This window comes from Kitasatospora sp. NPDC086801 (genome assembly GCF_044745805.1).
Lineage (GTDB): Bacteria > Actinomycetota > Actinomycetes > Streptomycetales > Streptomycetaceae > Kitasatospora.
Map to the genome: position 1 here is coordinate 215776 of NZ_JBIVAX010000005.1, position 23839 is coordinate 239614.

At 70.3% G+C, this 23839-nt stretch carries 22 protein-coding genes and 1 tRNA gene; 9 read left to right on the forward strand and 14 right to left on the reverse strand.

The features are described from left to right. Positions 1 to 171: 171 nt before the first annotated feature. Genes ACIPLC_RS09485 through ACIPLC_RS09495 form a run of 3 tightly spaced genes read right to left on the reverse strand, consistent with a single transcriptional unit; the run spans position 172 to position 3495 of the window. Positions 172 to 792: a hypothetical protein gene (locus tag ACIPLC_RS09485; protein WP_400472359.1), complete on the reverse strand. Its 621-nt coding sequence runs from the start codon at positions 790 to 792 to the stop codon at positions 172 to 174. Beyond that, a complete protein-coding gene (locus ACIPLC_RS09490) occupies positions 779 to 2410 on the reverse strand; it encodes a VWA domain-containing protein (RefSeq protein WP_400472360.1) in 1632 nt (543 codons plus the stop codon). The genes ACIPLC_RS09485 and ACIPLC_RS09490 overlap by 14 nt, the downstream gene beginning before the upstream one ends. 8 nt (positions 2411 to 2418) lie before the next feature. Further along, complete coding sequence (locus tag ACIPLC_RS09495) at positions 2419 to 3495, reverse strand: hypothetical protein (protein WP_400472361.1); 1077 nt, start codon at positions 3493 to 3495, stop codon at positions 2419 to 2421. 281 nt (positions 3496 to 3776) lie between these two features. Between ACIPLC_RS09495 and pyk the strand changes: the two genes are divergently transcribed. The 3 genes from pyk to ACIPLC_RS09510 all read left to right on the forward strand — a co-directional run bounded on the left by pyk (position 3777) and on the right by ACIPLC_RS09510 (position 5973). Further along, entirely contained in the window at positions 3777 to 5207 is a 1431-nt protein-coding gene (gene pyk, locus ACIPLC_RS09500) for a pyruvate kinase (RefSeq protein WP_400472362.1), read from the forward strand. A 110-nt stretch (positions 5208 to 5317) separates the two neighbouring features. After that, positions 5318 to 5677 carry a type II toxin-antitoxin system RelE/ParE family toxin gene (locus ACIPLC_RS09505; protein WP_363588913.1) on the forward strand — a complete coding sequence of 120 codons (360 nt, stop codon included), beginning with the start codon at positions 5318 to 5320 and terminating at the stop codon, positions 5675 to 5677. Further along, a complete protein-coding gene (locus ACIPLC_RS09510) occupies positions 5674 to 5973 on the forward strand; it encodes a helix-turn-helix transcriptional regulator (RefSeq protein WP_350881736.1) in 300 nt (99 codons plus the stop codon). The genes ACIPLC_RS09505 and ACIPLC_RS09510 overlap by 4 nt, the downstream gene beginning before the upstream one ends. Before the next feature lie 82 nt (positions 5974 to 6055). Here ACIPLC_RS09510 and ACIPLC_RS09515 read toward each other — a convergent pair. Next, positions 6056 to 6138, reverse strand: a tRNA-Leu gene (locus ACIPLC_RS09515). A gap of 94 nt (positions 6139 to 6232) precedes the next feature. On the opposite strand from ACIPLC_RS09515, the gene ACIPLC_RS09520 reads away from it, so the two are divergent. Next, the gene (locus ACIPLC_RS09520; protein WP_400472363.1) at positions 6233 to 6889 is read left to right on the forward strand and encodes an ANTAR domain-containing response regulator; all 657 of its coding nucleotides are present in this window, start codon (positions 6233 to 6235) and stop codon (positions 6887 to 6889) included. Between the two features lie 61 nt (positions 6890 to 6950). On the opposite strand, the gene ACIPLC_RS09525 is transcribed toward ACIPLC_RS09520, so the two are convergent. The 6 genes from ACIPLC_RS09525 to ACIPLC_RS09550 all read right to left on the reverse strand — a co-directional run bounded on the left by ACIPLC_RS09525 (position 6951) and on the right by ACIPLC_RS09550 (position 13859). Next, positions 6951 to 7667, reverse strand: coding sequence for an ABC transporter ATP-binding protein (locus ACIPLC_RS09525; protein WP_350881732.1), 717 nt, complete (start codon positions 7665 to 7667; stop codon positions 6951 to 6953). Continuing rightward, entirely contained in the window at positions 7664 to 8485 is an 822-nt protein-coding gene (locus ACIPLC_RS09530; protein WP_400472471.1) for an ABC transporter ATP-binding protein, read from the reverse strand. The genes ACIPLC_RS09525 and ACIPLC_RS09530 overlap by 4 nt, the downstream gene beginning before the upstream one ends. Before the next feature lie 8 nt (positions 8486 to 8493). Further along, positions 8494 to 10422, reverse strand: a complete 1929-nt coding sequence (locus ACIPLC_RS09535) for a branched-chain amino acid ABC transporter permease (protein ID WP_400472364.1) — start codon at positions 10420 to 10422, stop codon at positions 8494 to 8496. Positions 10423 to 10427: 5 nt separating this feature from the next. Beyond that, a complete protein-coding gene (locus ACIPLC_RS09540) occupies positions 10428 to 11357 on the reverse strand; it encodes a branched-chain amino acid ABC transporter permease (protein ID WP_196951530.1) in 930 nt (309 codons plus the stop codon). Positions 11358 to 11564: 207 nt separating this feature from the next. Further along, positions 11565 to 12803 (reverse strand): branched-chain amino acid ABC transporter substrate-binding protein, encoded by a 1239-nt coding sequence (locus ACIPLC_RS09545; protein ID WP_400472365.1) that lies wholly within the window; start codon positions 12801 to 12803, stop codon positions 11565 to 11567. Positions 12804 to 13394: 591 nt separating this feature from the next. Next, positions 13395 to 13859 (reverse strand): PaaI family thioesterase, encoded by a 465-nt coding sequence (locus ACIPLC_RS09550; protein WP_400472366.1) that lies wholly within the window; start codon positions 13857 to 13859, stop codon positions 13395 to 13397. Positions 13860 to 14142: 283 nt separating this feature from the next. On the opposite strand from ACIPLC_RS09550, the gene polA reads away from it, so the two are divergent. Next, positions 14143 to 16830: a DNA polymerase I gene (gene polA, locus ACIPLC_RS09555; RefSeq protein ID WP_400472472.1), complete on the forward strand. Its 2688-nt coding sequence runs from the start codon at positions 14143 to 14145 to the stop codon at positions 16828 to 16830. A gap of 636 nt (positions 16831 to 17466) precedes the next feature. Here polA and ACIPLC_RS09560 read toward each other — a convergent pair. Continuing rightward, on the reverse strand, positions 17467 to 17811 hold the full coding sequence (locus tag ACIPLC_RS09560) for a hypothetical protein (protein WP_400472367.1): 345 nt from the start codon (positions 17809 to 17811) through the stop codon (positions 17467 to 17469). A gap of 295 nt (positions 17812 to 18106) precedes the next feature. Then, positions 18107 to 18568 (reverse strand): hypothetical protein, encoded by a 462-nt coding sequence (locus ACIPLC_RS09565; protein WP_400472368.1) that lies wholly within the window; start codon positions 18566 to 18568, stop codon positions 18107 to 18109. Positions 18569 to 18951: 383 nt separating this feature from the next. Here ACIPLC_RS09565 and ACIPLC_RS09570 point away from each other — a divergent pair, with 383 nt between their 5' ends. Beyond that, complete coding sequence (locus tag ACIPLC_RS09570; protein WP_400472369.1) at positions 18952 to 19557, forward strand: TetR/AcrR family transcriptional regulator; 606 nt, start codon at positions 18952 to 18954, stop codon at positions 19555 to 19557. Positions 19558 to 20021: 464 nt separating this feature from the next. On the opposite strand, the gene ACIPLC_RS09575 is transcribed toward ACIPLC_RS09570, so the two are convergent. Beyond that, positions 20022 to 20600, reverse strand: coding sequence for a hypothetical protein (locus tag ACIPLC_RS09575; protein ID WP_400472370.1), 579 nt, complete (start codon positions 20598 to 20600; stop codon positions 20022 to 20024). A gap of 13 nt (positions 20601 to 20613) precedes the next feature. Further along, positions 20614 to 21063 (reverse strand): ATP-binding protein, encoded by a 450-nt coding sequence (locus ACIPLC_RS09580; RefSeq protein ID WP_400472371.1) that lies wholly within the window; start codon positions 21061 to 21063, stop codon positions 20614 to 20616. Positions 21064 to 21225: 162 nt separating this feature from the next. Between ACIPLC_RS09580 and ACIPLC_RS09585 the strand changes: the two genes are divergently transcribed. The 3 genes from ACIPLC_RS09585 to ACIPLC_RS09595 all read left to right on the forward strand — a co-directional run bounded on the left by ACIPLC_RS09585 (position 21226) and on the right by ACIPLC_RS09595 (position 23800). Continuing rightward, positions 21226 to 22056: a Scr1 family TA system antitoxin-like transcriptional regulator gene (locus ACIPLC_RS09585; protein ID WP_400472372.1), complete on the forward strand. Its 831-nt coding sequence runs from the start codon at positions 21226 to 21228 to the stop codon at positions 22054 to 22056. Beyond that, complete coding sequence (locus tag ACIPLC_RS09590; protein ID WP_400472373.1) at positions 22053 to 22244, forward strand: DUF397 domain-containing protein; 192 nt, start codon at positions 22053 to 22055, stop codon at positions 22242 to 22244. Before ACIPLC_RS09585 ends, ACIPLC_RS09590 begins: the two co-directional genes overlap by 4 nt. 305 nt (positions 22245 to 22549) lie before the next feature. Next, positions 22550 to 23800: a hypothetical protein gene (locus ACIPLC_RS09595; RefSeq protein WP_400472374.1), complete on the forward strand. Its 1251-nt coding sequence runs from the start codon at positions 22550 to 22552 to the stop codon at positions 23798 to 23800. The last annotated feature ends 39 nt before the right edge of the window (positions 23801 to 23839 follow it).

Sequence of the window (23839 nt, forward strand, 5' to 3'; positions counted from 1 at the left end):
GCGGGCCCGGCCGGTGGATAGCCCTCCGACGTTTCCAGCAGGTGAGATCTTGGCGACTCGTTCGTGACGGCGGTGGGTGGAGGCCGGGGTGGTAGGAGGACTCGGCCTGGGCTCGTCGATCCGGGTCCTGGGTCCTCGGTTCAGGTCCGCGACTCGATGCGGGTCCGCGCCTCAGCCCAGGTCCGCGACCAGCCGGCGCACCTCGCGGCCGAGCTCCGCCTCCGGGTCCGGCGCGTCCGGCCCCGCCCACGGCCGCCAGGTCAGCGCCCGCAGGTAGCCGGCCACCGCCACCGGCAGCCGGTGCCGCACGATCTCCTCCGGCACCGGCCCCGGCCCGGCCGCGCGCAGCGTCGCCAACAGGTCCGCCACCCCCGCCGAAGCGGGCAGCGGCACCGTGGCCAGGTACTCGGCCAGCGCCGCGAGTTCGGGATCGGGCCGCGGCGCGGGCTCCGGTACGGGGATGGCTCCGGGGCGGGTTCCGGGGGCGGCTCCGGGATCGGGCGTGGACCCCGAGGCCGGCCCCGGCGGCTCCGGCAGGAGCGGCGGTACCAGCGGGACGACCGGCAGGACGGGCGGTTCGACGGGCGGTTCGCCGGGCGGGCCGGTCCGCGGGCCCGGCGTCAGCAGCGCGCCCGCCCCGTACAGCCCCGCCACCACCGCCGGCCACCACGCCCCGCCCAGCCCGGCGAAGTGCAGCCCCAGCCCCACCGCGCCGCCCCCGCAGCCGACCAGGTTCCGGGCCGACTCCAGGTACCGCAGCACCCGCCGGCCGAACCCGTCACTGGTAGCCACGAATCTCCTCGAACACGCCGTCCAGCGACCCCGAGCCGTCGAACAGCTTGCCGCCGCTCGCGTCCGCGATCCCCTGCAACTGGCCCACCGCCGCCTCCCCGAACTTGATCGGGAACACCGGGATCGACTTCTGCCCGGCCGGCAGCCCGTCGTGGAACTTCTTGAAGTCGGCGTCCGTGGCGCCCTCGTTGCTCTCCCCGTCGGTCATCAGCACGATCGACGTGAACCGGTCGTCCCCCGCCGCCGACTGCTGCCGGTCGATCACCCGGTACGCCTCCTCCAGCGAGTCGTACAACGCCGTGCCGCCCGACGCCGACAGCGACTGCACGTCCGCGTCGATCGACGCCAGCTCCGCCTCCGGGCCCGGCTTGCTCCCCGAGGCCGGCACCGCGTGCGTCTTCGCCCACTTCACCTTCGACGCGAAGGAGATCAGCGTCACCTCCTCGCGGTCCCGGAACCGGCGCACCGCCCGGGTGTCGTCCGCCCCCGTCAACCGGCCCAGCGCCGACTTCAGCGCCGAGATCCGCGGCCCCTCCATCGACCCCGAGGTGTCCAGCACGTACACCGTCCGCGACGGCCGCCGCAGCTCGTTCTGGTACGAGGCCAGCAGCCCGTCCGCCACCGCCCGGCTCCCCGGGAACGGCAGCTCCCGCCGCCGGTCCGACGGCAGCCCGGCCGCCGGCGACACCCCCGGGGCCACCGGGCGGCGCAGCGTCACCTCGGAGATCCGTTTCTGCACGTCCTCCTTCAACAGGTACGCCGTCAACCGCTGGAAGGAGTCCCGCTCCCGCTGCGCGGACGAGGACAGCAGCGACAGCGGATAGTCCGCCGACACCACGCCGTCCACCGGGCGGATCACCGTCAACTGCTGGTCCGCGGCCAGCGACTTGTTCATCGACAGCAGCACCGACTCGTAGTTCACCAGCGCCCCGACCTTGCCCGGCTCCGCCCGGGTGTACGCCTGCGCCAACCAGCCCGAGGAGCCGGACGTCAGCTTCTGCCCAGCGAAGAACTGCTTCAGCTGCGGCGCCGCCTTCTGCACGTCCCCCTCGGTCAGCGCCGCCCCCGCACCCGAGAACGCCGAGGCCACCGCCACCAGCGTCGAGAAGCCCGAGTTCGACCGGGACGGGTCCGCCATCCCGTACGCCAGCTTCCCGGCCGACGCCGCATCCCCGATCTGCGCCCAGGAGACCTTCGAACCGTCCCCCCAGTCGAGCTCGTTGAGGACCGACGAGCGTACCCCCACCGCCACCGGCGACACCATCACCGGCGTCTCCGACAGCACCTTCGACTTCCCCGCGTCGTCCAGCCGCAGGTACTGGTTGGACGGGAACCACACCGCGTCGTACTTGCCGTCCGCCCGGCCCGAGGACACCGCGTCCGCGCCGTCCAGCGACCCCGTCCAGGAGAACTGCACCGTCACCCCGGTCGCCTTCCGGGCATCCTCCAGGATCGGCGCCAGATCCTGCAGCTCACTGCCGGCCAGCACCCGCAGCACCCCCGGCTGCGCCGTCGTCGCCGGCGGGTCGGACGGCTTCGGGCTCGGTGCGGGGGAGGTGCAGGCGGCGGCCGCCAGCAGGGACGCCAGCGCGGCGACCGGCCAACTGTGCTTCTTCATCCGGGAGTTCACTGGGCCTTCCCCTTGGCGGCTTTTATCAGCCTGGTCAGGATGTCGGGCACGGGGATCTGCGGCTGGTTGACCTTCGCCGCCGCGAGATTGGGCGCCAGGACCGGGGACTTGCCCTTCACCAGCGCGGCGAAGGCATCCGGGTCGTCCTGCGGACGGAAGCCGAACTTCGCCTCCAGCCTGCGCAACTCGGCGTTGTCGTGCAGCTGGGCGGCCAGCCGACGGCCGTTCGGCGTGCGGCCGACGATCGTGTGGTCGGTGTAGATGGTGGTGTCCGGGTACAGCACCACCATGTCGCCGGTCGACTCGCCCTTCAGCACCATCGCGGCGGCCTGCGACTCGTACGCGAGCACCAGCGGATTGCCGACGCCGGCCAGGAAGGCCTTGAACGGCTCGTCGCTGCTGCTCTTCTGGCCGCCCTGGACGGCGGTCGCCGTGCGCAGCACGTCCTTGGTGGCGTCGATCCCCGCCTGGTCGTAGACCACCTGACGGTTGTTCAGCAGGTACGACAACAAGGCGATGTGCAGCGCCCCCGAGGAGGACGTCTCCGGGTCGGTGGTGGTGAGGAACACCGGCCCCTTCAGCTCCGCGTGCTCGGACGCGCCCGCGAGATCGGGCCAGGTGCGGTTGGCCTTCAGCGCGGCCAGGTAGGCGTCCATCCGGAACGTCCACAGCCCGGTCGACTGGTCCAGGGTGGCCAGGCCGTTGCGCATCAGGACGTCCGCCACCGGGCGGTGCGCGAGGATCACCAGCGGGGAGTAGAACGGCTGGACCGGAACCTCCTTGATGTTCCAGTCCGCGCGCAGCTTCTCGGCCGGCGGCTGACTGGCCGGGAACGCGAAGTCCTTCGCATCGCCGTCCATCAGCCAGGAGCCGATGCTCTCCGCGTTCACCTTCATGCCCTGCTTGGCCAACTCGGCGACGACCTGCGGATCCTGGAAGAAGTCGCGCTTCTCCGAACCGATCAGGCCGGAAACGGTGACGATCTCGCCGCCCGGGTCGTCCTTCGGGATCAGCGCGTACGTCACCCCGCCCAGCAGGGCCAACGCCGCCAACACCCCCAGAGTGCGTCTCATGCCGAACGCCTCCCCCTCGCCCGCTACGTCGTCCGGGTGGTCACCCGGGGGTGACGAGCGTCCCGCCGGGAGCAGAGCGGCGGCCGAACCGACGGTGAACCAAGGGTGAACACCCCTTCACGGGTTCGCATCGGAGGGCCGGACGGCGACGGCGCCCGGGCAGCTGCTCGCACACCGGTCCGAGGATGTGTCAGATTGTTCAACTCGCCTTACGGCAAAGGTCATCCCGCCGTCCGGACCCGCGTCGTGGTTACGCGCCGGTAATGCCTACCCTCAGCAGTATGCGCCGAGCAAAAATCGTCTGCACCCTCGGGCCGGCCACCGACTCGTACGACCAGATCAAATCCCTGGTCGACGCCGGAATGGACATCGCCCGCTTCAACCTCAGCCACGGATCCCACGTCGAGCACGAGGAACGCTACCGCCGCGTCCGCAAGGCCGCCGACGAGACCGGCCGCAGCGTCGGCATCCTCGTCGACCTTCAAGGCCCGAAGATCCGGCTCGACACCTTCGCCCACGGCCCCGTACTTCTCGAACGCGGCGACGAGTTCACCATCTCCACCGACAACGGCGTCGTCGGAGACAAGGACCTCTGCGGCACCACCTACCCCGGCCTCGCCGCCGACGTCACCCGCGGCGAACGCATCCTCGTCGACGACGGCCGGGTCACCCTGGAGGTCGTCGAGGTCGACGGGCCGCGCGTGCGCTGCCTCGTCATCGAAGGCGGCCTCGTCTCCGACCACAAGGGCCTCAACCTCCCCGGCGTCGCCGTCTCCGTCCCCGCACTCAGCGACAAGGACGTCGCGGACCTGCGGTGGGGCCTGCGCACCGGCGCCGACCTGATCGCCCTCTCCTTCGTCCGCAGCGGCCGCGACATCGAGGACGTCCACCGGATCATGGCCGAGGAGGGGCGCTTCGTCCCCGTCATCGCCAAGATCGAGAAGCCGCAGGCGGTCGACAACCTGGAAGCCATCGTCGACGCCTTCGACGGCATCATGGTGGCCCGCGGCGACCTGGGCGTGGAGATGCCCCTCGAACAGGTCCCGCTCGTCCAGAAGCGCGCCGTCAAGCTCGCCAAGCGCAACGCCAAGCCGGTCATCGTCGCCACCCAGATGCTCGACTCGATGATCAACGCCTCCCGGCCCACCCGGGCCGAGGCCTCCGACGTCGCCAACGCCGTCCTCGACGGGACGGACGCGGTGATGCTCTCCGGCGAGACCTCCGTCGGCAAGTACCCCGTCGAGACCGTCAAGACCATGGGCCGCATCATCGAGGCCGCCGAAGCCGACATCCTCGCCGCCGGACTGCCCCCGCTGACCACCGGCAACAAGCCGCGGACCCAGGGCGGCGCCGTCGCCCGCGCGGCCGCCGAGATCGGCGACTTCCTGCACGCCAAGTACCTCATCGCTTTCACCCAGTCCGGCGACACCGCCCGCCGCCTCACCCGCTACCGCTCACCCATCCCCGTCCTCGCCTTCACCTACGAACCCGCCGTCCGCAGCCAACTCGCCCTCACCTGGGGCGTCGAGACCTTCCTCGGCCCCTTCGCCCCCACCACCGACCAGATGGTCGAACAGGTCGACGCGGCCCTCCTGTCGCTCGGCCGCTGCCAGAAGGGCGACATCGTCGTCATCACCGCCGGCTCCCCGCCCGGCCTCGCCGGCTCCACCAACCTGGTGCGCGTCCACCACGTGGGGACCCTGGACAACTGACCGGAGTCCGAACGGTCATTCGTGGGCGGCATCCCTCATCCGGAGGGATGCCGCCCGCCGGTCCTCGGATCCGGGCGAGGCGGCCCTGGCGGCTCCATAACATTCGTGTTATGACTTGGGGAGAGGTGGAGCTCGAGCCGGAGGTCCGGGACTGGATTCTCGGACTGGGCCACGACGGTCAGGAAACGGTGACGTTCTACGTCGACCTGCTCGCCGCCCGCGGCCCCCTGCTCGGGGAACCGCACACCAGGCAATTGGACGGCAAGCTCCGGGAGCTGCGCTTCCACCTGGACGAGCTGGACATGCGCATCACCTACTGGATCGCGTCCGGCAGGAGGATCATCCTGCTGACCGTGTTCCGTAAGACGCGGATGCGGGAGACGGCGGAGGTCGACCGGGCGAGGCGGGCGCTGCGTCGCTGCGTGGCCGAGCAGCACACGGCTGACGAGGACGAGGAGTGGGCGAGATGAGCGAACGCACGTCCTGGCGTGCTCTGCGCGAGGAGATCCTGAACCGACCGGGGGCGGGCGCGGCCTACGAGGCGGCCCGGATCCGATTCGAACTCGGGGAGGCCGTCCGCCTGCGCCGTGAGGCGCTCGGCATGACCCAGACCCAGCTGTCCGCGGCGGCTGGTATGCAGCAGCCTGCCGTGGCCCGCTTCGAGGCGGGCGGAACGATGCCGACCATCGTGGTGCTGGAACGGCTCGCGGCGGCGCTGGGCATGCGGCTCACTGTCGAGTTGGAGCCCTTGGAGAGGGCGAGCTGAGCCGGGTGCACGGGTGGAATGCAGGTGATTCCGGGAGTATCCGTCGTGATGAAGGCCGGACGAATGAGGGCGTTGCGTAGGGTGCCGGGTGCGGGATTCGAACCCGCAAGCCCTCTCGGGCAGATGTGTTTGAGACATCCGTGTATGCCGTTCCACCAACCCGGCGGGGCCAGTCCCGACAGAGCATACCGGCTGTGTGCGGGCAGCTGCTGCTAGGTACCCTCATTTATTGCAGTACCCCGCCGGAACTAGGAGCCCCGTGAGCACCGCCGACGAGCAGGCACAGCCGCTTGAGACCGATTCGCCCCAGATCACCCGGATTGTGATCGCCGAGGATGAGGCGCTGATCCGCCTCGACCTCAAGGAGATGCTCGAAGAGGAGGGGTACACCGTCGTCGGCGAGGCCGGGGACGGGGCGACGGCGGTGAGGCTCGTGGAGGAGCTCCGGCCGGACCTCGCGATCTTCGATGTGAAGATGCCGGTGCTGGACGGGCTCTCCGCCGCCGAGCAGATCCACGAGCAGCACCTGGCGCCGGTGCTGATGCTGACGGCGTTCTCGCAGCGGGAGCTGGTGGACCGGGCGCGGGACGCCGGGGCGATGGCGTACATCGTGAAGCCGTTCAGCAAGGCGGACCTGGTGCCGGCGATCGAGATGGCGGTGTCGCGGTACACCGAGATGCGGACGCTGGAGGAGGAGATCGCGGATCTCACCCAGCGGCTGGAGACCCGGAAGCTGGTGGACCGGGCGAAGGGCGTGCTGCAGACGAAGTTCGGGTTGAACGAGCCGGCGGCGTTCCGGTGGATCCAGAAGACGTCGATGGACCGTCGGATGACGATGGCCGCGGTGGCCGAGGCGGTCATCGAGGAGGGCGCGGCGCAGGACCGCAAGAAGGCGGACGAGGACACGTCCGAGTAGGGCGTGGATGCGAGAAGGGCCCGGCAGAGGGATCTGCCGGGCCCTTCGTGCGTACCGGGGCTCAGTCCTCGCCGAGGTAGGCCTTGCGGACGGACTCGTCGTGCAGGAGGTCGGCGCCCGTCCCGGAGAGGACGATGCGGCCGGTCTCCATGACGTAGCCGCGGTCGGAGAGGGAGAGGGCGGCCTGGGCGTTCTGCTCGACGAGCAGGATGGTCGTCCCGGCGGCCTTGAGTTCGATGATGGTCGCCATGATCTTCTGCATCATCAGCGGCGACAGGCCCATGGACGGCTCGTCGAGCATGAGCAGTTTGGGCTGGGACATCAGGGCCCGCCCCATGGCGAGCATCTGCTGTTCGCCGCCGGAGAGCGTGCCGGCGGCCTGGCGGCGGCGTTCGCCGAGGATGGGGAAGAGGTCGTAGGCGCGGTCGACGTCGGCGGTGATGCCGGCGGTGTCGGTGCGCAGGAAGGCGCCGAGGAGGAGGTTTTCCTCGATGGTCATGCGGGGGAAGATGTGCCGGCCTTCGGGGGAGTGGGCGAGGCCGAGGGCGACGATCTTGTGCGCGGGGACGGTGGTGAGGTCCTGGCCGTCGAAGGCGATGCGTCCGGCGGTGGGTTTGAGGAGTCCGGAGAGGGTGCGCAGGGTGGTGGTCTTGCCGGCGCCGTTGGTGCCGATGAGGGTGGTGACCTCGCCCTGGTTGACGGTGAAGCTGATGCCCTTGACGGCTTCGATCTTGCCGTAGGCGACGCGGAGGTCCTCGACCTCGAGGAGTGCGGTCACTGGTCGGTCTCCGTAACGGTCTCCGCGACTGCGGGGGCGGTGCCTTCGAGTGGGGCGCCGAGGTAGGCGGTGATGACGCGTTCGTCGTTCTGGACGGTTTCGCGGTCGCCCTCGACGATCTTCTGGCCTTGGACGAGGACGGCGGTGCGGTCGCAGAGGTTGAAGATGAAGCGCATGTCGTGCTCGATGACGAGGATCGAGACGCCCTGGTCGCGGATGGCGAAGACGAGTTCCTCGGCGGCGCGGGTCTCCTGGGGGTTCATGCCGGCGGTGGGTTCGTCGAGCAGGAGGAGGCCGGGGTCGGAGGCGAGGGCGCGGGCGATCTCCAGCTTGCGCTGTTCGCCGTAGGGGAGGTTGCGGGCGAGGTGGTCGGCCTTGTCGGCGAGGCCGGTGAAGGCGAGGAGTTCCATGGCCTTCTCGCGGCTCTCGGCTTCGGCGCGGTGGTAGCCGGGGCCGCGGAGGATGGCGGAGAAGATGCCTTCCTTGGTGCGGGTGTGGCGGCCGACGAGGACGTTCTCCAGGACGGTCATGTTGGCGAAGAGCCGGATGTTCTGGAAGGTGCGGGCGATGCCGGCCTGGGTGACGAGGTGGGGCTTGGGCGGCAGGAGGGCGCCGCGGTAGCGGACGGCGCCCTCGGTGGGGACGTAGAGGCCGGTGAGGCAGTTGAAGAAGGTGGTCTTGCCGGCGCCGTTGGGGCCGATGAGGCCGATGATCTCGCCTTCGCCGACGGTGAGGCTGACGTCGTTGACGGCGAGGAGGCCGCCGAAGCGCATGGTGACGCCGGTGACTTCGAGCAGGGGTGTGGCGGTGGTGGTCATCTGGGTGGTCACGCCCCTGCCTTGGTGAGTGCGGCGCCGTCGCTGGCGGCCTGGGCCGGGATGGCGGCCTCGTGGAACTCCAGTTGGCGGCGCCGGTTGGGGATGAGGCCCTCGGGGCGGACGCGCATCAGGATGATGAGGGCGGCGCCGAAGGCGAGCAGCTGGTAGTCGGAGAGGAATTCGAGCTTCTTGGGGATGAGGAAGAGGAGGGTGGCGCCGGCGAGGGGCCCGCTGATGGTGCCCATGCCACCGAGGATGACGGCGGCGAGCAGGAACGCGGAGTTGGGCGGGAGGGCCTCGGCGAAGGTGTACTGGTCGGGGGTGACGGTGTAGCTGACGTGGGCCTGGACGGTGCCGGCGAGGCCGGCGAGGCAGGCGCCGAGGGCGAAGGCGAGGAGTTTGAGGCGGAAGCCGTTGATGCCCATGGCTTCGGCGGCGGTCTCGTCCTCGCGGATGGCGACCCAGGCGCGGCCGATGCGGGAGTTGCCGACCCGGGCGAAGACGAGCACGACCAGGGCCGTGACGAGGAGCATCAGCAGGTAGTAGTTGGAGAAGCGGCCGAGTTCGATGCCGGCGACGGTGTGCGGCTTGCCGAGGTCGAAGCCGAGGATCTCCAGGTCGGGGATCCGGGGGATGCCGTTGGAGCCGTTGGTGACCTTGGGGCCGGTGGTGCCGTTGAGGTTGAGCATGGTGATGCGGAAGATCTCGCCGAAGCCGAGGGTGACGATGGCGAGGTAGTCGCCGCGCAGGCGCAGCGTGGGGGCGCCGATGAGGACGCCGAAGACCATGGAGACGGCGGCGCCGGTGAGCATCGCGGCCCAGAACGGGAACTGGACGTGGATGGGGGAGGCGGGGGAGCCGGAGACGAGTGCGGCGGCGTAGGCGCCGACGCCGAGGAAGGCGACGTAGCCGAGGTCGAGCAGGCCGGCGAGGCCGACGACGATGTTGAGGCCGAGGGCGACGGTGGCGAAGATCAGGATGTTGGTGGCGACGGAGGTGTACTGGTCGCTGGTCTGGGTGAACGGGAAGCTCGCGGCGGCGGCGAAGGCGGCGCCGGTGGTGACGGGGCGGTGCTTGACGGTCAGGGCGCGCAGTCGGGCGAGCAGGCCGGACCGGGTGAGGGCGGGGACGACGAGGGCGGCGAGCAGCAGGTAGCCGATGAAGAGTTCGCCGTACTCGGTGTCGATGCCGAAGGTGATCGCGAACAGTCCGAGGCCGAAGGCCAGGACGATGATCAGGACTTCGGCCCAGGAGGGGAGTCGGCGCGGCGCGGGCAGCGGCCGGTCGACGGTGCCCAGGCGCAGCCGGGTGTGGGCGAGGTGGCCGAGCTGGAGGAGCAGGACGACGCCGGCGGCGATGGCGAGGGCGCCGGCGAGGGCGGTCATCACGGGGGCGACGGGCTGGTCGCCGGGGATGGCGTGGGCGGCGAACCAGCCGGCGGGGGCGACGGGGACGAGCAGGAACAGGCGCTTGTCGAGGACGCGCAGCGGGACGCGGGTGCGGCGGTCGAGGGGGAGGCCGAGGGCGCCGAGGACGGTGAGGAGGCCGCCGGCGGCGAGGATCCAGCCGCCGGGTTCGAGGTTGGCGAGGCCGCCGAGTTCGGTGGCGATGGCGGCGACGGAGTAGACGCTGACGGCGAGGGCGCCGGTGGCGGTGTAGAGGACGGCGTTGTGGCTGCGGGCGGGGGCGGCCCAGCGCAGGCCGGGGGTGCCGTGGGTGGCGAGGAGCAGGAGGAGGGTGAGGAGGCCGGCGGCGAGGGCGAGCCATTGGAGGCCGGCGGGGGAGCCGGCGTAGGTGAGGTCGCCGGGGAAGTCGGAGGTCCAGGTCCAGGGGAGGGCGGCGGAGGCGGCGGTGGCGAGGGCGCCGAGGCCGGTGAGGGCGGTGGCGGCGCGGGCCGGCAGGGGGATGACCGGGGTGGTTTCGGTGCTGGTGGTCATGGTGGTCACGCCCTGTCCGCGACGCGCTCGCCGAGCAGGCCTTGGGGCCGGACGAGGAGCACGAGGATGAGGAGTACGAAGGCCCAGACGTCCTTCCAGGCGCCGCCTCCGAAGAGGTGCATGCCGGGGAGGTGTTGGATGTAGCCGGTGGCGAGGGCTTCGGCGAGGCCGAGGGCGATGCCGCCGAGCATGGCTCCGTAGATGTTGCCGATGCCGCCGAGGACGGCGGCGGTGAAGGCCTTGAGGCCGAGGATGAAGCCCATCCGGAAGTCGACCTGGCCGCTGCGCAGTCCGTAGGCGACGGCGGCGACGGCGGCGAACGCGGCGCCGATGGCGAAGGCCATGACGATGATGCGGTCGGTGTCGATGCCCATGAGCTTGGCGGTGTCGGGGTCCTGGCTGGTGGCCTGCATGGCGCGGCCGGAGCGGGTGCGGGTGACGAACCAGCCGAGGGCGAGCATGCACAGCGGGGCGGCGATGATCAGGAAGAGGTCGCTGCGCTGGATGGTGACGGAGCCGAGGCTGAAGGGGTCGCCGGGGATCTTGGGGAAGACCCGGGCCTTCTTGGCGTCGGGGTAGAAGGAGAAGACGAGTTGCTGGAGGAAGATGGACAGCCCGATCGCGGTGATGAGGGGGGCGAGTCGGGGGGCGTTGCGCAGGGGCCGGTAGGCGAAGCGCTCGGCGGCGACGGCGGTGAGGGTGGAGACCAGGATGCCGGCGATCAGCATGAGCGGCAGGGCCAGCCACAGGGTGGTGCCGCCGGGGAGGGCGAGGTAGGCGGTCAGGGCGCCGAAGCCGCCGACCATGACGATCTCGCCGTGGGCGAAGTTGATGAGCTGGACGATGCCGTAGACCATCGTGTAGCCGATCGCGACGAGTCCGTAGAGGGCGCCGAGGATCAGGCCGTTGGCCAGCTGCTGCGGTAGGTCGTGCACCGCTGGGCCTCCGTAGTGCGTTCGGGGGTGTCCGCGTGGGTGGTGGATGTGGGGGCGCGCGGGGGCACTCGTGGCGCCCCCGCGCGCTGTGCTGCTGGAAGGGTGGTGCGGGCCGGCTCGGCCGTTGGAGATCCAGCCGTTGAAGGTTCGGTCGGCGGAGGTTCGGTCGGCGGAGGTTCAGCCGTTGAAGGCTCGGTCGGCGGAGGTTCAGCCGTTGAAGGTGCCGGTCTTCTCCACGGCCCACTTGCCGTCCTTGACGGTGTAGACGGTGAGCTGCTTGTTGGTGGTGTCGCCGAACTCGTCGAAGGAGACCTTGCCGGTGACGCCGTCGAAGGAGACCTTCTGGACGGCGTCGACGACGGCGGCGCGCGGGTTGGCGGGCAGCTTGCCGCTGTTGGCGGCGGCGACGGCCTTGACGGCCTGGATGATGGCCCAGCCGCTGTCGTAGGAGTAGCCGCCGTAGGTCTCGTAGGGGTCCTTGTAGCCGGCGGCCTTGTAATCGGCGATGAACTTGGCGGCGGTGGGGAGTTGTTCGACGGCGCCGCCGACGGCGGTGGCGTAGTCGCCGGCGCTCTTGGGGTTGAGCTTGATGAAGTCGGCGCTCTGCATGCCGTCGCCGCCCATCAGCGGGATGTTGACGCCGGCGTCCTTGAGCTGGAGGGAGAGCGGGCCGGCGGCGGGGTACTCGCCGCCGTAGTAGACGGCTTCGGCGCCGGAGGTCTTGACCTTGGTGACGATGGCGGAGAAGTCGCGGTCGTCGGGGTTGACGTGCTCCTCGCCGACGATGTTGCCGCCCTGCTTGGTGAATTCGGCCTTGAAGGTGGCGGCGAGGCCGGCGCCGTAGGTCTTCTGGTCGTCGATCAGGAAGACCTTGGACTTCTTGGCGTCCTTGGCGAGGAACTGGGCGGCGAAGGGGCCCTGGACGGCGTCGGTGGTGGCGGTGCGGAAGTAGGTCTTGAAGGGGCGCTTCTTCTCGCCGGTGACCCACTTCTCGCCCTGGCTGAGGGCGACGCCGGTGTTGGCGGGGGAGATCTCGACGAGGTTGGCGTCGTTGAAGATCTGCTGCATCGACTGGGCGACGCTGGAGTTGAGCGGGCCGACGACGCCGAGGACGCTGTTGTCGGCGACCAGTTGGGTGGCGTTCTGCTGGCCGGGGCCGGGCTTGGCGGTGTCGTCCAGGGCCTTGACCTGGAACTTGACGCCGGGGACCTCGTTCTGTTCGTTGGCCTTCTTGACCGCGAGGTCGACGGAGTTGCGGATGCCGATACCGATGGCGGAGAGGTCGCCGGTGAGCGGGGCGTCGATGCCGATGGTGACGGTGGTGGTGGAGCCGCTGTTGCCGGTGCCTCCGTCGGCGGACTTCTTGTCGTCGCGGGAGCCGCACGCGCTGAGGCTCAGGGCGCCGATCACGGCAATGCTCACGACAATTGCGGAACGGTGACGCACGAGGGTCCCCTTCGGTTCGGGAGGCGCCGCGCCTGAGTGGCGGGAGCCGGGATGCGCGGAGGGCCGGGCCCAATCCGTTGGCGCGGTGACTGGCCGTGACTCTAGATGCCTCTGGGCGACTCGGGCAGTGCTGTGGCGAGGCTGTGATTCTCTTGTTATGAGCACACAGAGCAGTTGTCTCAGCATGTGGTCGTTTCGGCGCGACCGATCCGCTGATGTAGGGCGTTTAGGGGCTGTTGGGGCGATGTAAAGGCCGGAAATGGGGGGCTGCGGCCGGTCTCGCCGATAGTCGGACACTCGCGTCCGGTTCACTTGTTCCGGCCATGCTCGTCCGGATTCCGGACATCGAGGGAATGGCGAAGGGGCTTCGGGGTGCCTGCGGGCCTCGGAGCGGGCCATGGCGCGGATTTTCTGCCTGTTACGCAGCGTTACATGCGCGGAATCCGGGCATACAGCCGTATCGGCCGCGCCCGGACATGCCGCCGCCCCCTTGTCCAGACCAACGCCTGCCCAGGGTGGCGGAAGGTCAAACAAGGGGGCGGCCAAGGGATGTGACGAGCCGTCGGCACCGGGGAAGGGGCCGGGGCGGGGTCAGAGGTCGCGCAGCATGCAGGTCAGCCGGCAGCTGGTGACCCGCTTGCCCGTGTCGTCGGTGATCGCGATCTCGTACGTGGCGGCGGTGCGGCCCTTGAACACCGTCGTCGCCACCCCGGTGACCAGCCCGGAGGTGGCCGAGCGGTGGTGGGTGGCGTTGAGGTCCACCCCGACCGCGTACCGGCCGGGGCCCGCGTGCAGCATCGCGCCGATCGAGCCCAGCGTCTCGGCCAGCGCCGCCGACGCGCCGCCGTGCAGCAGCCCGTACGGCTGCTGGTTGCCCTCCACCGGCATGGTGCCGACCACCCGGTCGCCGGAGGCCTCGACGATCCGGATGCCGAGCTTCTCGCCGAGGGCGCCGCCGGAGAAGGTCTGCGGGTCGACGCCGAGCTTGGCGAAGTGGTCCAGCACGTCCTGCGGGACCTTCAGGACGGGGGCCGCGTCGGGGGCCGCGTCGGTCATGGGGAACTCCTGCCGCTCGGGGATCGTCGTCGTGCTGCCTGTGATCGTACGACCGTCCTACTCGGCGGTAGCAGCCGTGTCCGGGGTCAGGCGCGGCGGCCCCCGGCGCGCCCCCGCCGCCCGCGCCCCGCGCCCGACCGGCACGGCGCCCCTTTTGTCGGTGCCGGGCCATAGGATCGGTGGCCGGTAGTGGAATCGGCAGGAACGGGACGTTGACGTGGCTACGCAGAGTACGGACAAGGGCGCGACGGGTGGCGGCGGGGCCGGTCCGCGGCCCCGGCTGATGCTGCTCGACGGGCACTCGATGGCCTACCGGGCCTTCTACGCCCTGCCCGTGGAGAACTTCAACACCTCCACCGGCCAGCCCACCAACGCGGTCTACGGCTTCGCCTCGATGCTCGCCAACACCGTCCGGGACGAGCAGCCCACCCACCTCGCCGTCGCCTTCGACCTCTCCCGGCAGACCTTCCGCTCCGTCGAGTTCCCCGACTACAAGGCCAACCGCGCCAAGACGCCGGACGAGTTCCGCAGCCAGGTCCCCCTGATCGGCGAACTGCTCGACGCGATGAACGTCCCCCGGCTGACGGCCGAGGGCTTCGAGGCCGACGACATCATCGCCACCCTGGCCACCGCCGCCGAGGCGGCCGGCTACGACGTCGACATCGTCACCGGCGACCGCGACGCCCTCCAGCTGGTCACCGACCACGTCACCGTCCTCTACCCGACCAAGGGCGTCTCCGAACTCACCCGCTACACCCCGGAGAAGGTCGCCGAGAAGTACGGCGTCACCCCGCGCCAGTACCCGGACCTCGCCGCCCTGCGCGGGGACCCGTCCGACAACCTGCCCGGCATCCCCGGCGTCGGCGAGAAGACCGCCGCCAAGTGGGTCAACCAGTTCGGCTCCTTCGACGAACTCGTCTCCCGCGCCGACGAGGTGAAGGGCAAGATCGGCGAGAAGCTGCGCGAACACCTCGACTCGGTCAAGCGCAACCGCGTCCTCACCGAGCTCGTCCGCGACGTCGAACTCCCGCTCGGCGTAGGCGACCTGGCCCGCGCACCGTTCGACAAGGCCGCCGTCGGCACGCTGATGGAGTCGCTGGAGTTCCGCAACGCCAACTTCCGCGACCGCGTCCACGGCATCGACCCGGCCGCCGGCGAGGAGGAGGCCGCGGCCGAACTCGCCCCCGGCGTCGAGGTCGACGGCGAACTGCTCACCGACCCGGGCACGCTGGCCGGCTGGCTGCGCGAGCACGCCGCCGACACCAAGGCCCCCGTCGCCCTCGCCGCCGTCTACCAGTGGGCGCTCGGCACCGGCGAGGTCACCGAAGTCGCCCTGGCCGCAGGGGAAGCCGCCGCCTGGTTCGACCCGGCGCAGCTCGCCGAGGAGGACGAGCGGGCCTTCGCCGCCTGGCTCGCCGACCCGGCCGCCCCCAAGGCCCTGCACATCGCCAAGCAGGTCATGCGGGCCTTCGCTGAGCGCGGCTGGGCCATCGAGGGCGTCGTCGCCGACACCGCCCTCGCCGCCTACCTGGAGAAGCCCGGCCGCCGCACCTTCACCCTGGAGGTGCTCGCCGAGGAGTACCTGGCCCGCTCGCTCACCCCCGCCCCCGCCACCGAGGACGGCCAACTCGCCTTCGACGCCCCGGAGGAGGACCCGGCGGCCGGCGCCCAGGCGCTCATGCTCCAGGCCCGCGCCGTCCTCGACCTCGCCGCGCTCTTCGACACCCGCCTCGCCGAGGTCGGCGCCACCGGGCTGCTGCGCGACATGGAGCTGCCGATCGCCGCCCTGCTGGCCCGGATGGAGCGCACCGGCATCGCCGCCGACCGCCCCTGGCTCACCAGCCTGGAGGCGCAGTTCGCCACCGAGATCCAGCGCGTGGTCGAGGAGGCGCACGCCGCCGCCGGGCGCGAGTTCAACCTCGGCTCGCCCAAGCAGCTCCAGGAGATCCTCTTCGGCGAGCTCGCCCTCCCCAAGACCAAGAAGATCAAGACCGGCTACACCACCGACGCCGACGCGCTCACCTGGCTCGCCACCCAGACCGACAACGAACTGCCGGTCATCCTGCTGCGCCACCGCGACCAGGCCAAGCTGCGCACCACCGTCGAGGGCCTGCTCAAGACCGTCTCGCCCCAGGGCCGCATCCACACCACCTTCAACCAGATGGTCGCCGCCACCGGCCGGCTCTCCTCGCAGGACCCGAACCTGCAGAACATCCCCGTCCGCACCGAGGAGGGCCGTGCCATCCGCCGCGCCTTCGTGGTCGGCGAGGGCCACGAGTCGCTGCTCACCGCCGACTACTCGCAGATCGAACTGCGGATCATGGCCCACCTCTCCGAGGACGAGGCCCTGCTGGAGGCCTTCGCCACCGGCGAGGATCTGCACACCACCGTCGCCTCCCAGGTCTTCGAGGTCCCGGGCAGCGCGGTGGACGCCGAGATGCGCCGCAAGATCAAGGCGATGTCCTACGGCCTCGCCTACGGGCTGTCCGCGTACGGGCTCTCGCAGCAACTCGGCATCAAGCCCGGCGAGGCCCAGGGCCTGATGGACACCTACTTCGAGCGCTTCGGCGGGGTGCGCGACTACCTGCACCGGGTCGTCGAGGAGGCCCGCGCCACCGGCTACACCGAGACGCTGCTCGGCCGCCGCCGCTACCTGCCGGACCTCAACAGCGACAACCGCCAGCGCCGCGAGATGGCGGAGCGGATGGCCCTCAACGCCCCGATCCAGGGCTCGGCCGCCGACATCGTCAAGATCGCCATGCTGCGGGTGGACGAGGCGCTGCGCGCCGCCGGCCTCACCTCCCGGATGCTGCTCCAGGTGCACGACGAAATCGTGCTGGAGCTGGCCCCGGGCGAGCGCGAGCAGGTCGAGGCGATCGTCCGCGAGCAGATGGCCGGCGCCTACCCGCTGCGCGCCCCGCTGGACGTCTCGGTCGGCGTCGGCGCCAACTGGGAGGCCGCCGCGCACTGATACGGCGGTGCGGTTCGGCGGCGCGGTTCTCGGCGGGCCCGGACGCATGGAGTGTCCGGGCCCGCCGCTACGCCCTGCCGGTCCGCCGCGCGGTGGGGCGGCGGACGCGGAGACATCGGCAAGGCTGTTCAGCGGCTCTGCCCGCTGCTGGCGGGAGAGCGCCCGCTCCTGCTGGATCGCCGCGTTCAGGGCGCTCTGGCCATTCAGCCCATTGCGCGGCGCCATCCGGGGGAGGGCGCCCGTGTGCCTCGAACGGCCGACGGGGCGACGTGGAGAGTCTGCTTCTCCAACAGTCGAATCACCGGCTGACCGCGTCCCAGAGCTGAAGGGCTTCGTCCATGCGCCCCACGTGGTCCAGATCGCCGTCCCACGGTCGTCAAGGCGCTCGGCTGAGACCGCTGGTGATCGCGGTAGCCGCGGCGAGCACGTTCGCCGGCCCGTCGCTGGCCGTGGCCTCGGCAGGCACGGCCCGTCTGGTCGGGAGGTGGCCCCGGAAGGGGATCGGACCACGGCACGGCATGGCCGTCGCGAGCGCTGGCTTTCTGCGCGGCGGGGCTGTGGGGGTGGGGGCCGTGGGGGTGTGGGGCTGTGGGGTGAGCGCAGGAAGTCGATGGGGTCGACTTCCTGCGCGGCTGGTCAGTGGGTCGGGCGATCGGCGGGGGGCCTGGTGGGCAGAGTGCGGTCGGTGACGGTCATCAGGACCAGGGCGACGCTGACGCCGACCATGATCCAGGCGATCAGGTGCATGCCGTGGTCCGAGACGCCGGTGCGGAAGACGATGCCGGTGATCGCGGATGCGGCGATCGAGCCGATGTAGCCGGAGGTCCGCAGCAGGCCCGAGGCGGTGCCGAGCAGTTCGGCGGGTGCCTGGCTGTACAGGGCGGTCTGGTTGCCGGCGCCGGTCGTCCCCATGACGATGCCGAAGACCAGGGTGACCACCACGACCCAGCCGATCCAGGCCGACGCGCTGAACAGGAGCACTCCGGCCGATCCGACCAGGCAGGCCAGGGCCGCGACGATGACCGGGCCGCGGACCAGGTTGCGCCGCGAGACCGGCTGGTATCGCCAGGCCCGAGACGAGTGTCATGGGCACCAGCAGCCGCCCCGCCTCGGTCTCGGACAGACCCCGCACGGCCTGGACCCACTGCGTGACTAACGGTCGTCAGCAGTCGGAAGCCCAACGCGCGTCCGCAGGCGAAGAGACCAGTACCGACGTGCTCCACGACGCTGAACGCCATGCGCATGGGGACGGTGTCCTCACCCGGATGTCACACGGCTAATCCCGCTGGACGGGCAGGAACGCCCAGGCATGCTGGAGGTCGAAGTTGAAAGGCGCCAGTTCAAGCATGGGCGGGAAGATCGGCTTCGGCGAAATGACCACCATCAGATCTTTATCTGGAACACGGATGAAGAAGGGTGCCGGGACTGGCGCCAGCGGAGGTGGCTCGATCCTCCACTCACGGGTTGGGAAGTCGCTCACCGGCCCCAGGATCACCCTCTCGGCCTTCTCCGGCTCCTTGTAACTCAGGGAACGAGAGGGGAAGAGTCGGGCGGGGATCTGGATGGCGGCGAGGCCATCCTCGCCGACCTCCACGCTCCACTCTTGCTCTCGTTCCGGCGCAGCCCCCGGAGCCGTAACGGTCACACCATTTTCCCCGGCTGTGAGGACCCGCGCCTCGGGGACCAATTCGCCGGGCCAGCTGACGATGCGATAGACGCCAGATTTCACGATTTCCAAGGTGACTCCTTCGCCTGGTGATTGCCGCGACCCGCGACCGACTCCGGTCGACAGCCTTCCGCGGCAACAAGTGGGCCGGACCAAAGATCGGCCGGACCGCCAGGCAACACTGCAGAAGCCCTGAAGAAGCGGCACGAGACGGCAAACCACCCGAACGAGGGAAAAACCCTGGGGACCACGGGATCAGCCTCAGCAGGACGTCTTTCCGTGCGGGCCACCGGCAGACGGAGCCGTCCGCCGGAGCTACCCGCCCACCCCACTCAACGAACGTGTTCATGTGACTCCTTGGTGACGGAGAGTCCATGTAGACGGAATCGTTTACATCCAGACGTCACCGTAGCGCGGCCTCCCGGGTGAAGTAAACGATTGCGTATACTTCATTCATGGATACGACCGCGAGTGCGGCGGCCGCGACATCCCAGCGGCGGGGGCGTGGAGGGCGGGAGCGCATTCTGGCTGCCGCCGCCCGGCTGTTCGCGACCCAGGGCATCAACGCGACCGGCATGGAACAGATCGCGGAGGAGGCGCCGGTGTCCAAGCGGACGCTCTACGCGCACTTTCGCACCAAGAACGATCTCGTCATCGCCCACTTGCAGTACCTCGTGCTGTCGGGGGCCACGCTGGAAAGCGTGCTGACCCGCGAGGACATCCCGCCGCGTGACCGGATCCGCAAGCTGTTCGACCAGCCGGTGTCGGACGCGGCTCCGGCGCGCGGGTGTCCGTTCATTGATGCCGCAGCGGAGTTCCCCGACCCGGAGAGCGCGGTGCACTCCTACGCCCGGGAGCAGAAGCTGCGCATGCTGGAACTGATCGTCGCCTTGGTGACGGAGCTGGGCTGCCGCAACCCCCTCTCACTTGCCCAGCAATTGGCCACCCTCGCGGACGGGGCGGCCAGCCGCGCCATGGTGCTGGACGAAGCGGACTACGGCCGACACGCGTGGGCGGCAGCGGAAGTCCTCCTCGATCAAGCTCTACCGGGAACGAGCTGACGAGGAAGGAGCCGGCGCAGGCTTGCTCGCGGGGCCCGGGGTGCGCGGGTGATCCAAACGAAACTGCCTAGGTCAGGGACTGCGAACCCCAGCCGTGGTCCCGCGCGCGGGACCACCGTAACCACCAACTGACGTGTAGGTTCCGGCCCCCAGCGCTCAGGGCTCTGGGAACCCGCGTGCTTTCGCCCACACTGACACGAAGGCTTCGAAGGGGCCCGGACGCGCCTCGCGTCCGGGCCCCTTCAATGGCGCGGGCCGAGCTTCCGCATCGCCCGACTGCAGGGCACATGGCTACCGCCAGTGCATGGCGGAAGATGCGCCGGGGCCGGGGCCGGGGCCGGGGCCGGGGCCGGGGCCGGGGCCGGGGCCGCGGGCGTGGGCGTGGGAGGAGGAGCAGGGCGCTGGCTTTCTGCGCGGTGGGGCTGTGGGCTGCGCAGGAAGTCGGGTGGGTCGACTTCCTGTGCTCATGGGTGGGTGGCGTGGGCGGCTTGGGCTTGGGCTTTGGCTTGGGTGCGGCAGTGGGTGAGGGCGGGTTTGAGGCGGGGGTCGGGGTTGGGGGTGGTGGTGAGGAGTTCGCCGGCGGTGATGAGGGTGGTCCAGTAGTGGGCGGGGTCGCCGGTGGTGGGGTGGGGTTGGGTGGCGGCGAGGGAGAGGTAGGCGGTGGTGAGGTTGCCGGTGGTGAACCAGCGGGTGAGGCCGTGTTGGTGGCCGGCGCGGATGCTGCCGTGGGCGTCGATGGCGGTGAGGAAGAGTTCGATGACGGCGAGGTCGCGGTCGTCGGGGGTCTTGGGGATGTCGAAGACGCCGAGGGCTTCGAGGAGTTCGCCGGTGTCGTTCTCGGAGCCGGGGCGGGGGGTGGCGAGGAGGGCGTCGTAGCAGTCGTCGAGGCGGCGTTCCGTCTCGGCGGCGGGGATGCCGAGGGCGGTGCAGACGGCGCGGGCGGAGCGCAGGGGTTGGCGGGTGCGGCGGGCGAGGGTGGCGTAGGCGTCGGCAGGGGTGGAGCCGGTGTCGAACAGGTGCCGGGCGGTGAGGGGGAGTCGCATGGTGGGCACCTGTTCAGACGGTGAGGAGGGTGGAAGTGGGGGAGGGTGCGGGGGCGATCAGGGCCCAGACGAACTTGCCGACGCCGCCGGCGCGGGGGCAGCACCCCCACTTCTCGGCCAGCTCGTTGACGAGGAGGACGCCGCGTCCGTGTTCGTCCTCGGGCGTGGGGGTGCGGAGGGAGGGGCGGCCGGTGCCGGCGTCGTGGACTTCGAGTCGGAGGCGGTCGCCGGTGAGGGCGAAGCGGATCTCGATGAGGCGGTCGGCGGGGGCGTCGGTGTGCTGGACGGCGTTGGCGAAGAGTTCGCCGAGGAGGAGTTCGGCGGTGTCGGTGTAGCGGTCGCCGGTGGGGAGCGCGGCGAGGTAGGCGCGGAGCAACTGCCGGGCGACGGGGGTGGATTCCGTGCGGGAGTCCAGGCGCGCGGCGAACGTTCGGGGGCGGGGCGCGGTACGGATTTTGAGCATGGCGGGGCACCTCAGGGGGCGGATGGGGGAGCGCAAAGGGAGCGTGTGCGCCACAGCTTCGCTCCGGTCCGTAGTGCTGTGACTACTCGGTGCGTCCACTTTCCTCTAGGCTTCAGGACTGTTCAACTTGTCCGTGCTGTTTGATTGGTAGGGTGAATCGCCTTGAACAAAAGGGAGCTTGACCCTCACACCTCCCCGGCGGCTGAGTTCGGGGCCTTCCTCCGCACGTCGCGTGAGCAGCGAGGCTGGACGCAGGAGCACCTTGCGGGGCTATGTGGCTGCACGTCGTCCCACATTTCGGCCCTTGAAAATGGCCGTAGGAGACCAACTCAACGGATCGCCGCAGCACTTGACAGGGCATTCGGCACATCGCAGGCGGGTACCTTCAAGCACAGGGCGAGTGATGTCAAGTACAGCTCGCTGCTGGATGGGTTTGCCGAGTTCGTCACCCAAGAACATCGGGCCGTTGAACTGCGGCTCTTTGAACTCGGCATCGTGCCGGGCTTGCTGCAGACGAGGGAGTACGCAACCGCCATCGCGGCGGGCGCCGTGCGCCGGAGGAGCATCACGCAAGACCAGGCAGATGAACGAGTGCGCGTCCTCATGGGCCGCCAGGTCGGCATGCGCCGGGAACCGCCGCCCTTGGTCCACGTGGTCATGGATGAGAGTTGCATTCGTCGGGCCGTGGGCGGGGATGCTGTGATGGCGGCCCAGCTTGACCACCTCGTCGAGTTCGCTGGCGAGCCCACCGTAAGGCTCCAGATTGCCCCGTACCTGCTCGGAGAGGACAGGGCGTTCGATCTCCCGGTGTCCATTCTGACGCTGCCGGACCGATCGCTGATCTCCTACGCGGAGAGTGCGCATCAAGGGCGTTTGGAGCGGGATATCAACGCGGTGACAGCCGAGCTGGCGGCCTACTATCAGCTACAAACGCATGCCCTTTCACAGGCGGACTCGGTGGCGATGATCCGCGAGCTACGGAGGCAACTATGACCCTCGACTGGTTCAAGTCCAGCTACAGCAGCAACGGCGGACAGTGCATTGAGGTATCCAACAGCATGCCCGGCATCGTCCCCGTCCGCGATTCCAAGGACCCCGAGGGCCATGCCCTGGCCTTCCCTGCCGATGCATGGCGGTCGTTCGTTGCAGCTGTTCGAGTTGGTGAGTTCGGCGACGTCTGACGCACCTCGCGAGCTGCCTGAGACCCCACTGCCCGCAGATGGGTAGTGGGGTCTTCTGCTGCTACTTTCGGGCGTTGGTGCGGCGGGCGGGCTCCGCCGTCGACGGGTCCTCGGGCTGGGGGTGGCGGGGGTGGCGACCTCTCAACTCTGCGCGGACGGCGCGGTAGCTGCGGTGACCCGCTGCCGGGGGCGCGTCGCCTTCCGTGTGCGCCTGCCTCCGCCCGAAACGCGCCTTCTGACCAGGCGAAACGCGGTTCGGTCCCTACGCTGGATATCGGCCCGCCAGCTCCGTCGAAGGACCGCGTATGCGCCGCTCCCGTCTCATGCTGTCCCTGGCCCTGTCCGCCGTGACTGCCTCCGCCCTCGTCGCCGCCGACGCCGCGCCGGACGGGCCGGTCCCGTCGGTCAGCCTGCCGGTGCTCCGCGACCCGCAGGCCCAGCAGAAGCTCCACCGCATGACGGACCCGGTGCAGGACTGGGTGGAGTCCGGCGACCCGGCGGCGGACGGCTACGCCGGGACCGTGATCGACGCGTCGAACCAGCACGCCGACGTCTACTGGAAGGGCGAGGCCCCGGCCGAGGTCCGGGCGCTGCTCGACGCGAACGCGGGCCCCGGCTACACCGTCGACGTCCACCAAAGCCCTTACTCCCGCGCGGAGATGCGCGCCGCGATCGACCGGTTCACCGCCGCTGTGGCGCCCGAGGCGTGGACGTCGATCGGCCCGCAGGAGGACGGCACCGCCATCGCGATCACGTACGTGCCGACGAAGGCGACCCGGCCGACCGGCGGCGCCACGACCGAGCAGGCGTACTCCCGGACGGCCGCCGAGATCGCCGGGATGCCGGTGACGGCCACCGTCGAGGGCGTCCCGGCAGCGCTGTCCGGCAGCCGGCACTCCGACAGCGCGCCGTACTACGCGGGCGCCGAGGTCAACACCGGCAAGGCCTCGTTCTGCTCGACCGCGTTCAGCGGTTGGAAGGACGGGACGAAGGTGCTGCTGACCGCCGCACACTGCGGCGGCGGCCGGTACTACAACGGCACCGGCGGCTACATCGGCGACCTGTACGCGATCGGCGACGGTTTGGACGTCGGCATGATCGCGATCAACGGCAACGGCACCGGCCGGTTCTACGACGGTGCCTGGTCGGACAGCAGCGGTTCGTCGCGACGCACGTACGGGATCGGACGCAACAACGTGGGGGACCTCGTCTGCCTCAGCGGCGCCCAGTCGGGGTGGAAGTGCGATGTGGAGGTCAAGAAGGTCGATGTCGAGACGACGAACGACGAGGGGACGAAGATCAAGCCGGTGGACGTCGCGGAGTCGAAGGGTGGTGACCGTCGGGCGATCGGCGCGAAGGGTGACAGCGGCGGCCCCGCACTCGCCAACCCGTCCGGCGCGAACGGCGACATGGAGGCTCGCGGCGTGATCGTGGCCGGAAGGTCGGAGGTCGGTTGCCCGGCTGGATCGACGGCACACTCGACGGCCTGCTACGCGCAGGTGCTCTACGTGCCGATGACGCCGGTGGTGAACCAGATGGGCTTCTCGATCTCCTGACGGCAGCGCGAGCCGGGAATCCCGCCCCCGCCGAGGAGG

Excerpts from the sequence above, each read along its gene's own strand:
- ACIPLC_RS09490 (WP_400472360.1), bottom strand. The coding sequence starts at position 2,410 with ATGAAGAAGCACAGTTGGCCGGTCGCCGCGCTGGCGTCCCTGCTGGCG.
- ACIPLC_RS09495 (WP_400472361.1), bottom strand. The coding sequence starts at position 3,495 with ATGAGACGCACTCTGGGGGTGTTGGCGGCGTTGGCCCTGCTGGGCGGG.
- pyk (WP_400472362.1), top strand. The coding sequence starts at position 3,777 with ATGCGCCGAGCAAAAATCGTCTGCACCCTCGGGCCGGCCACCGACTCG.
- ACIPLC_RS09505 (WP_363588913.1), top strand. The coding sequence starts at position 5,318 with ATGACTTGGGGAGAGGTGGAGCTCGAGCCGGAGGTCCGGGACTGGATT.
- ACIPLC_RS09510 (WP_350881736.1), top strand. The coding sequence starts at position 5,674 with ATGAGCGAACGCACGTCCTGGCGTGCTCTGCGCGAGGAGATCCTGAAC.
- ACIPLC_RS09530 (WP_400472471.1), bottom strand. The coding sequence starts at position 8,485 with ATGACCACCACCGCCACACCCCTGCTCGAAGTCACCGGCGTCACCATG.
- ACIPLC_RS09535 (WP_400472364.1), bottom strand. The coding sequence starts at position 10,422 with ATGACCACCAGCACCGAAACCACCCCGGTCATCCCCCTGCCGGCCCGC.
- ACIPLC_RS09550 (WP_400472366.1), bottom strand. The coding sequence starts at position 13,859 with ATGACCGACGCGGCCCCCGACGCGGCCCCCGTCCTGAAGGTCCCGCAG.
- polA (WP_400472472.1), top strand. The coding sequence starts at position 14,143 with ATGCTGCTCGACGGGCACTCGATGGCCTACCGGGCCTTCTACGCCCTG.
- ACIPLC_RS09570 (WP_400472369.1), top strand. The coding sequence starts at position 18,952 with ATGGATACGACCGCGAGTGCGGCGGCCGCGACATCCCAGCGGCGGGGG.
- ACIPLC_RS09575 (WP_400472370.1), bottom strand. The coding sequence starts at position 20,600 with ATGCGACTCCCCCTCACCGCCCGGCACCTGTTCGACACCGGCTCCACC.
- ACIPLC_RS09580 (WP_400472371.1), bottom strand. The coding sequence starts at position 21,063 with ATGCTCAAAATCCGTACCGCGCCCCGCCCCCGAACGTTCGCCGCGCGC.
- ACIPLC_RS09590 (WP_400472373.1), top strand. The coding sequence starts at position 22,053 with ATGACCCTCGACTGGTTCAAGTCCAGCTACAGCAGCAACGGCGGACAG.
- ACIPLC_RS09595 (WP_400472374.1), top strand. The coding sequence starts at position 22,550 with ATGCGCCGCTCCCGTCTCATGCTGTCCCTGGCCCTGTCCGCCGTGACT.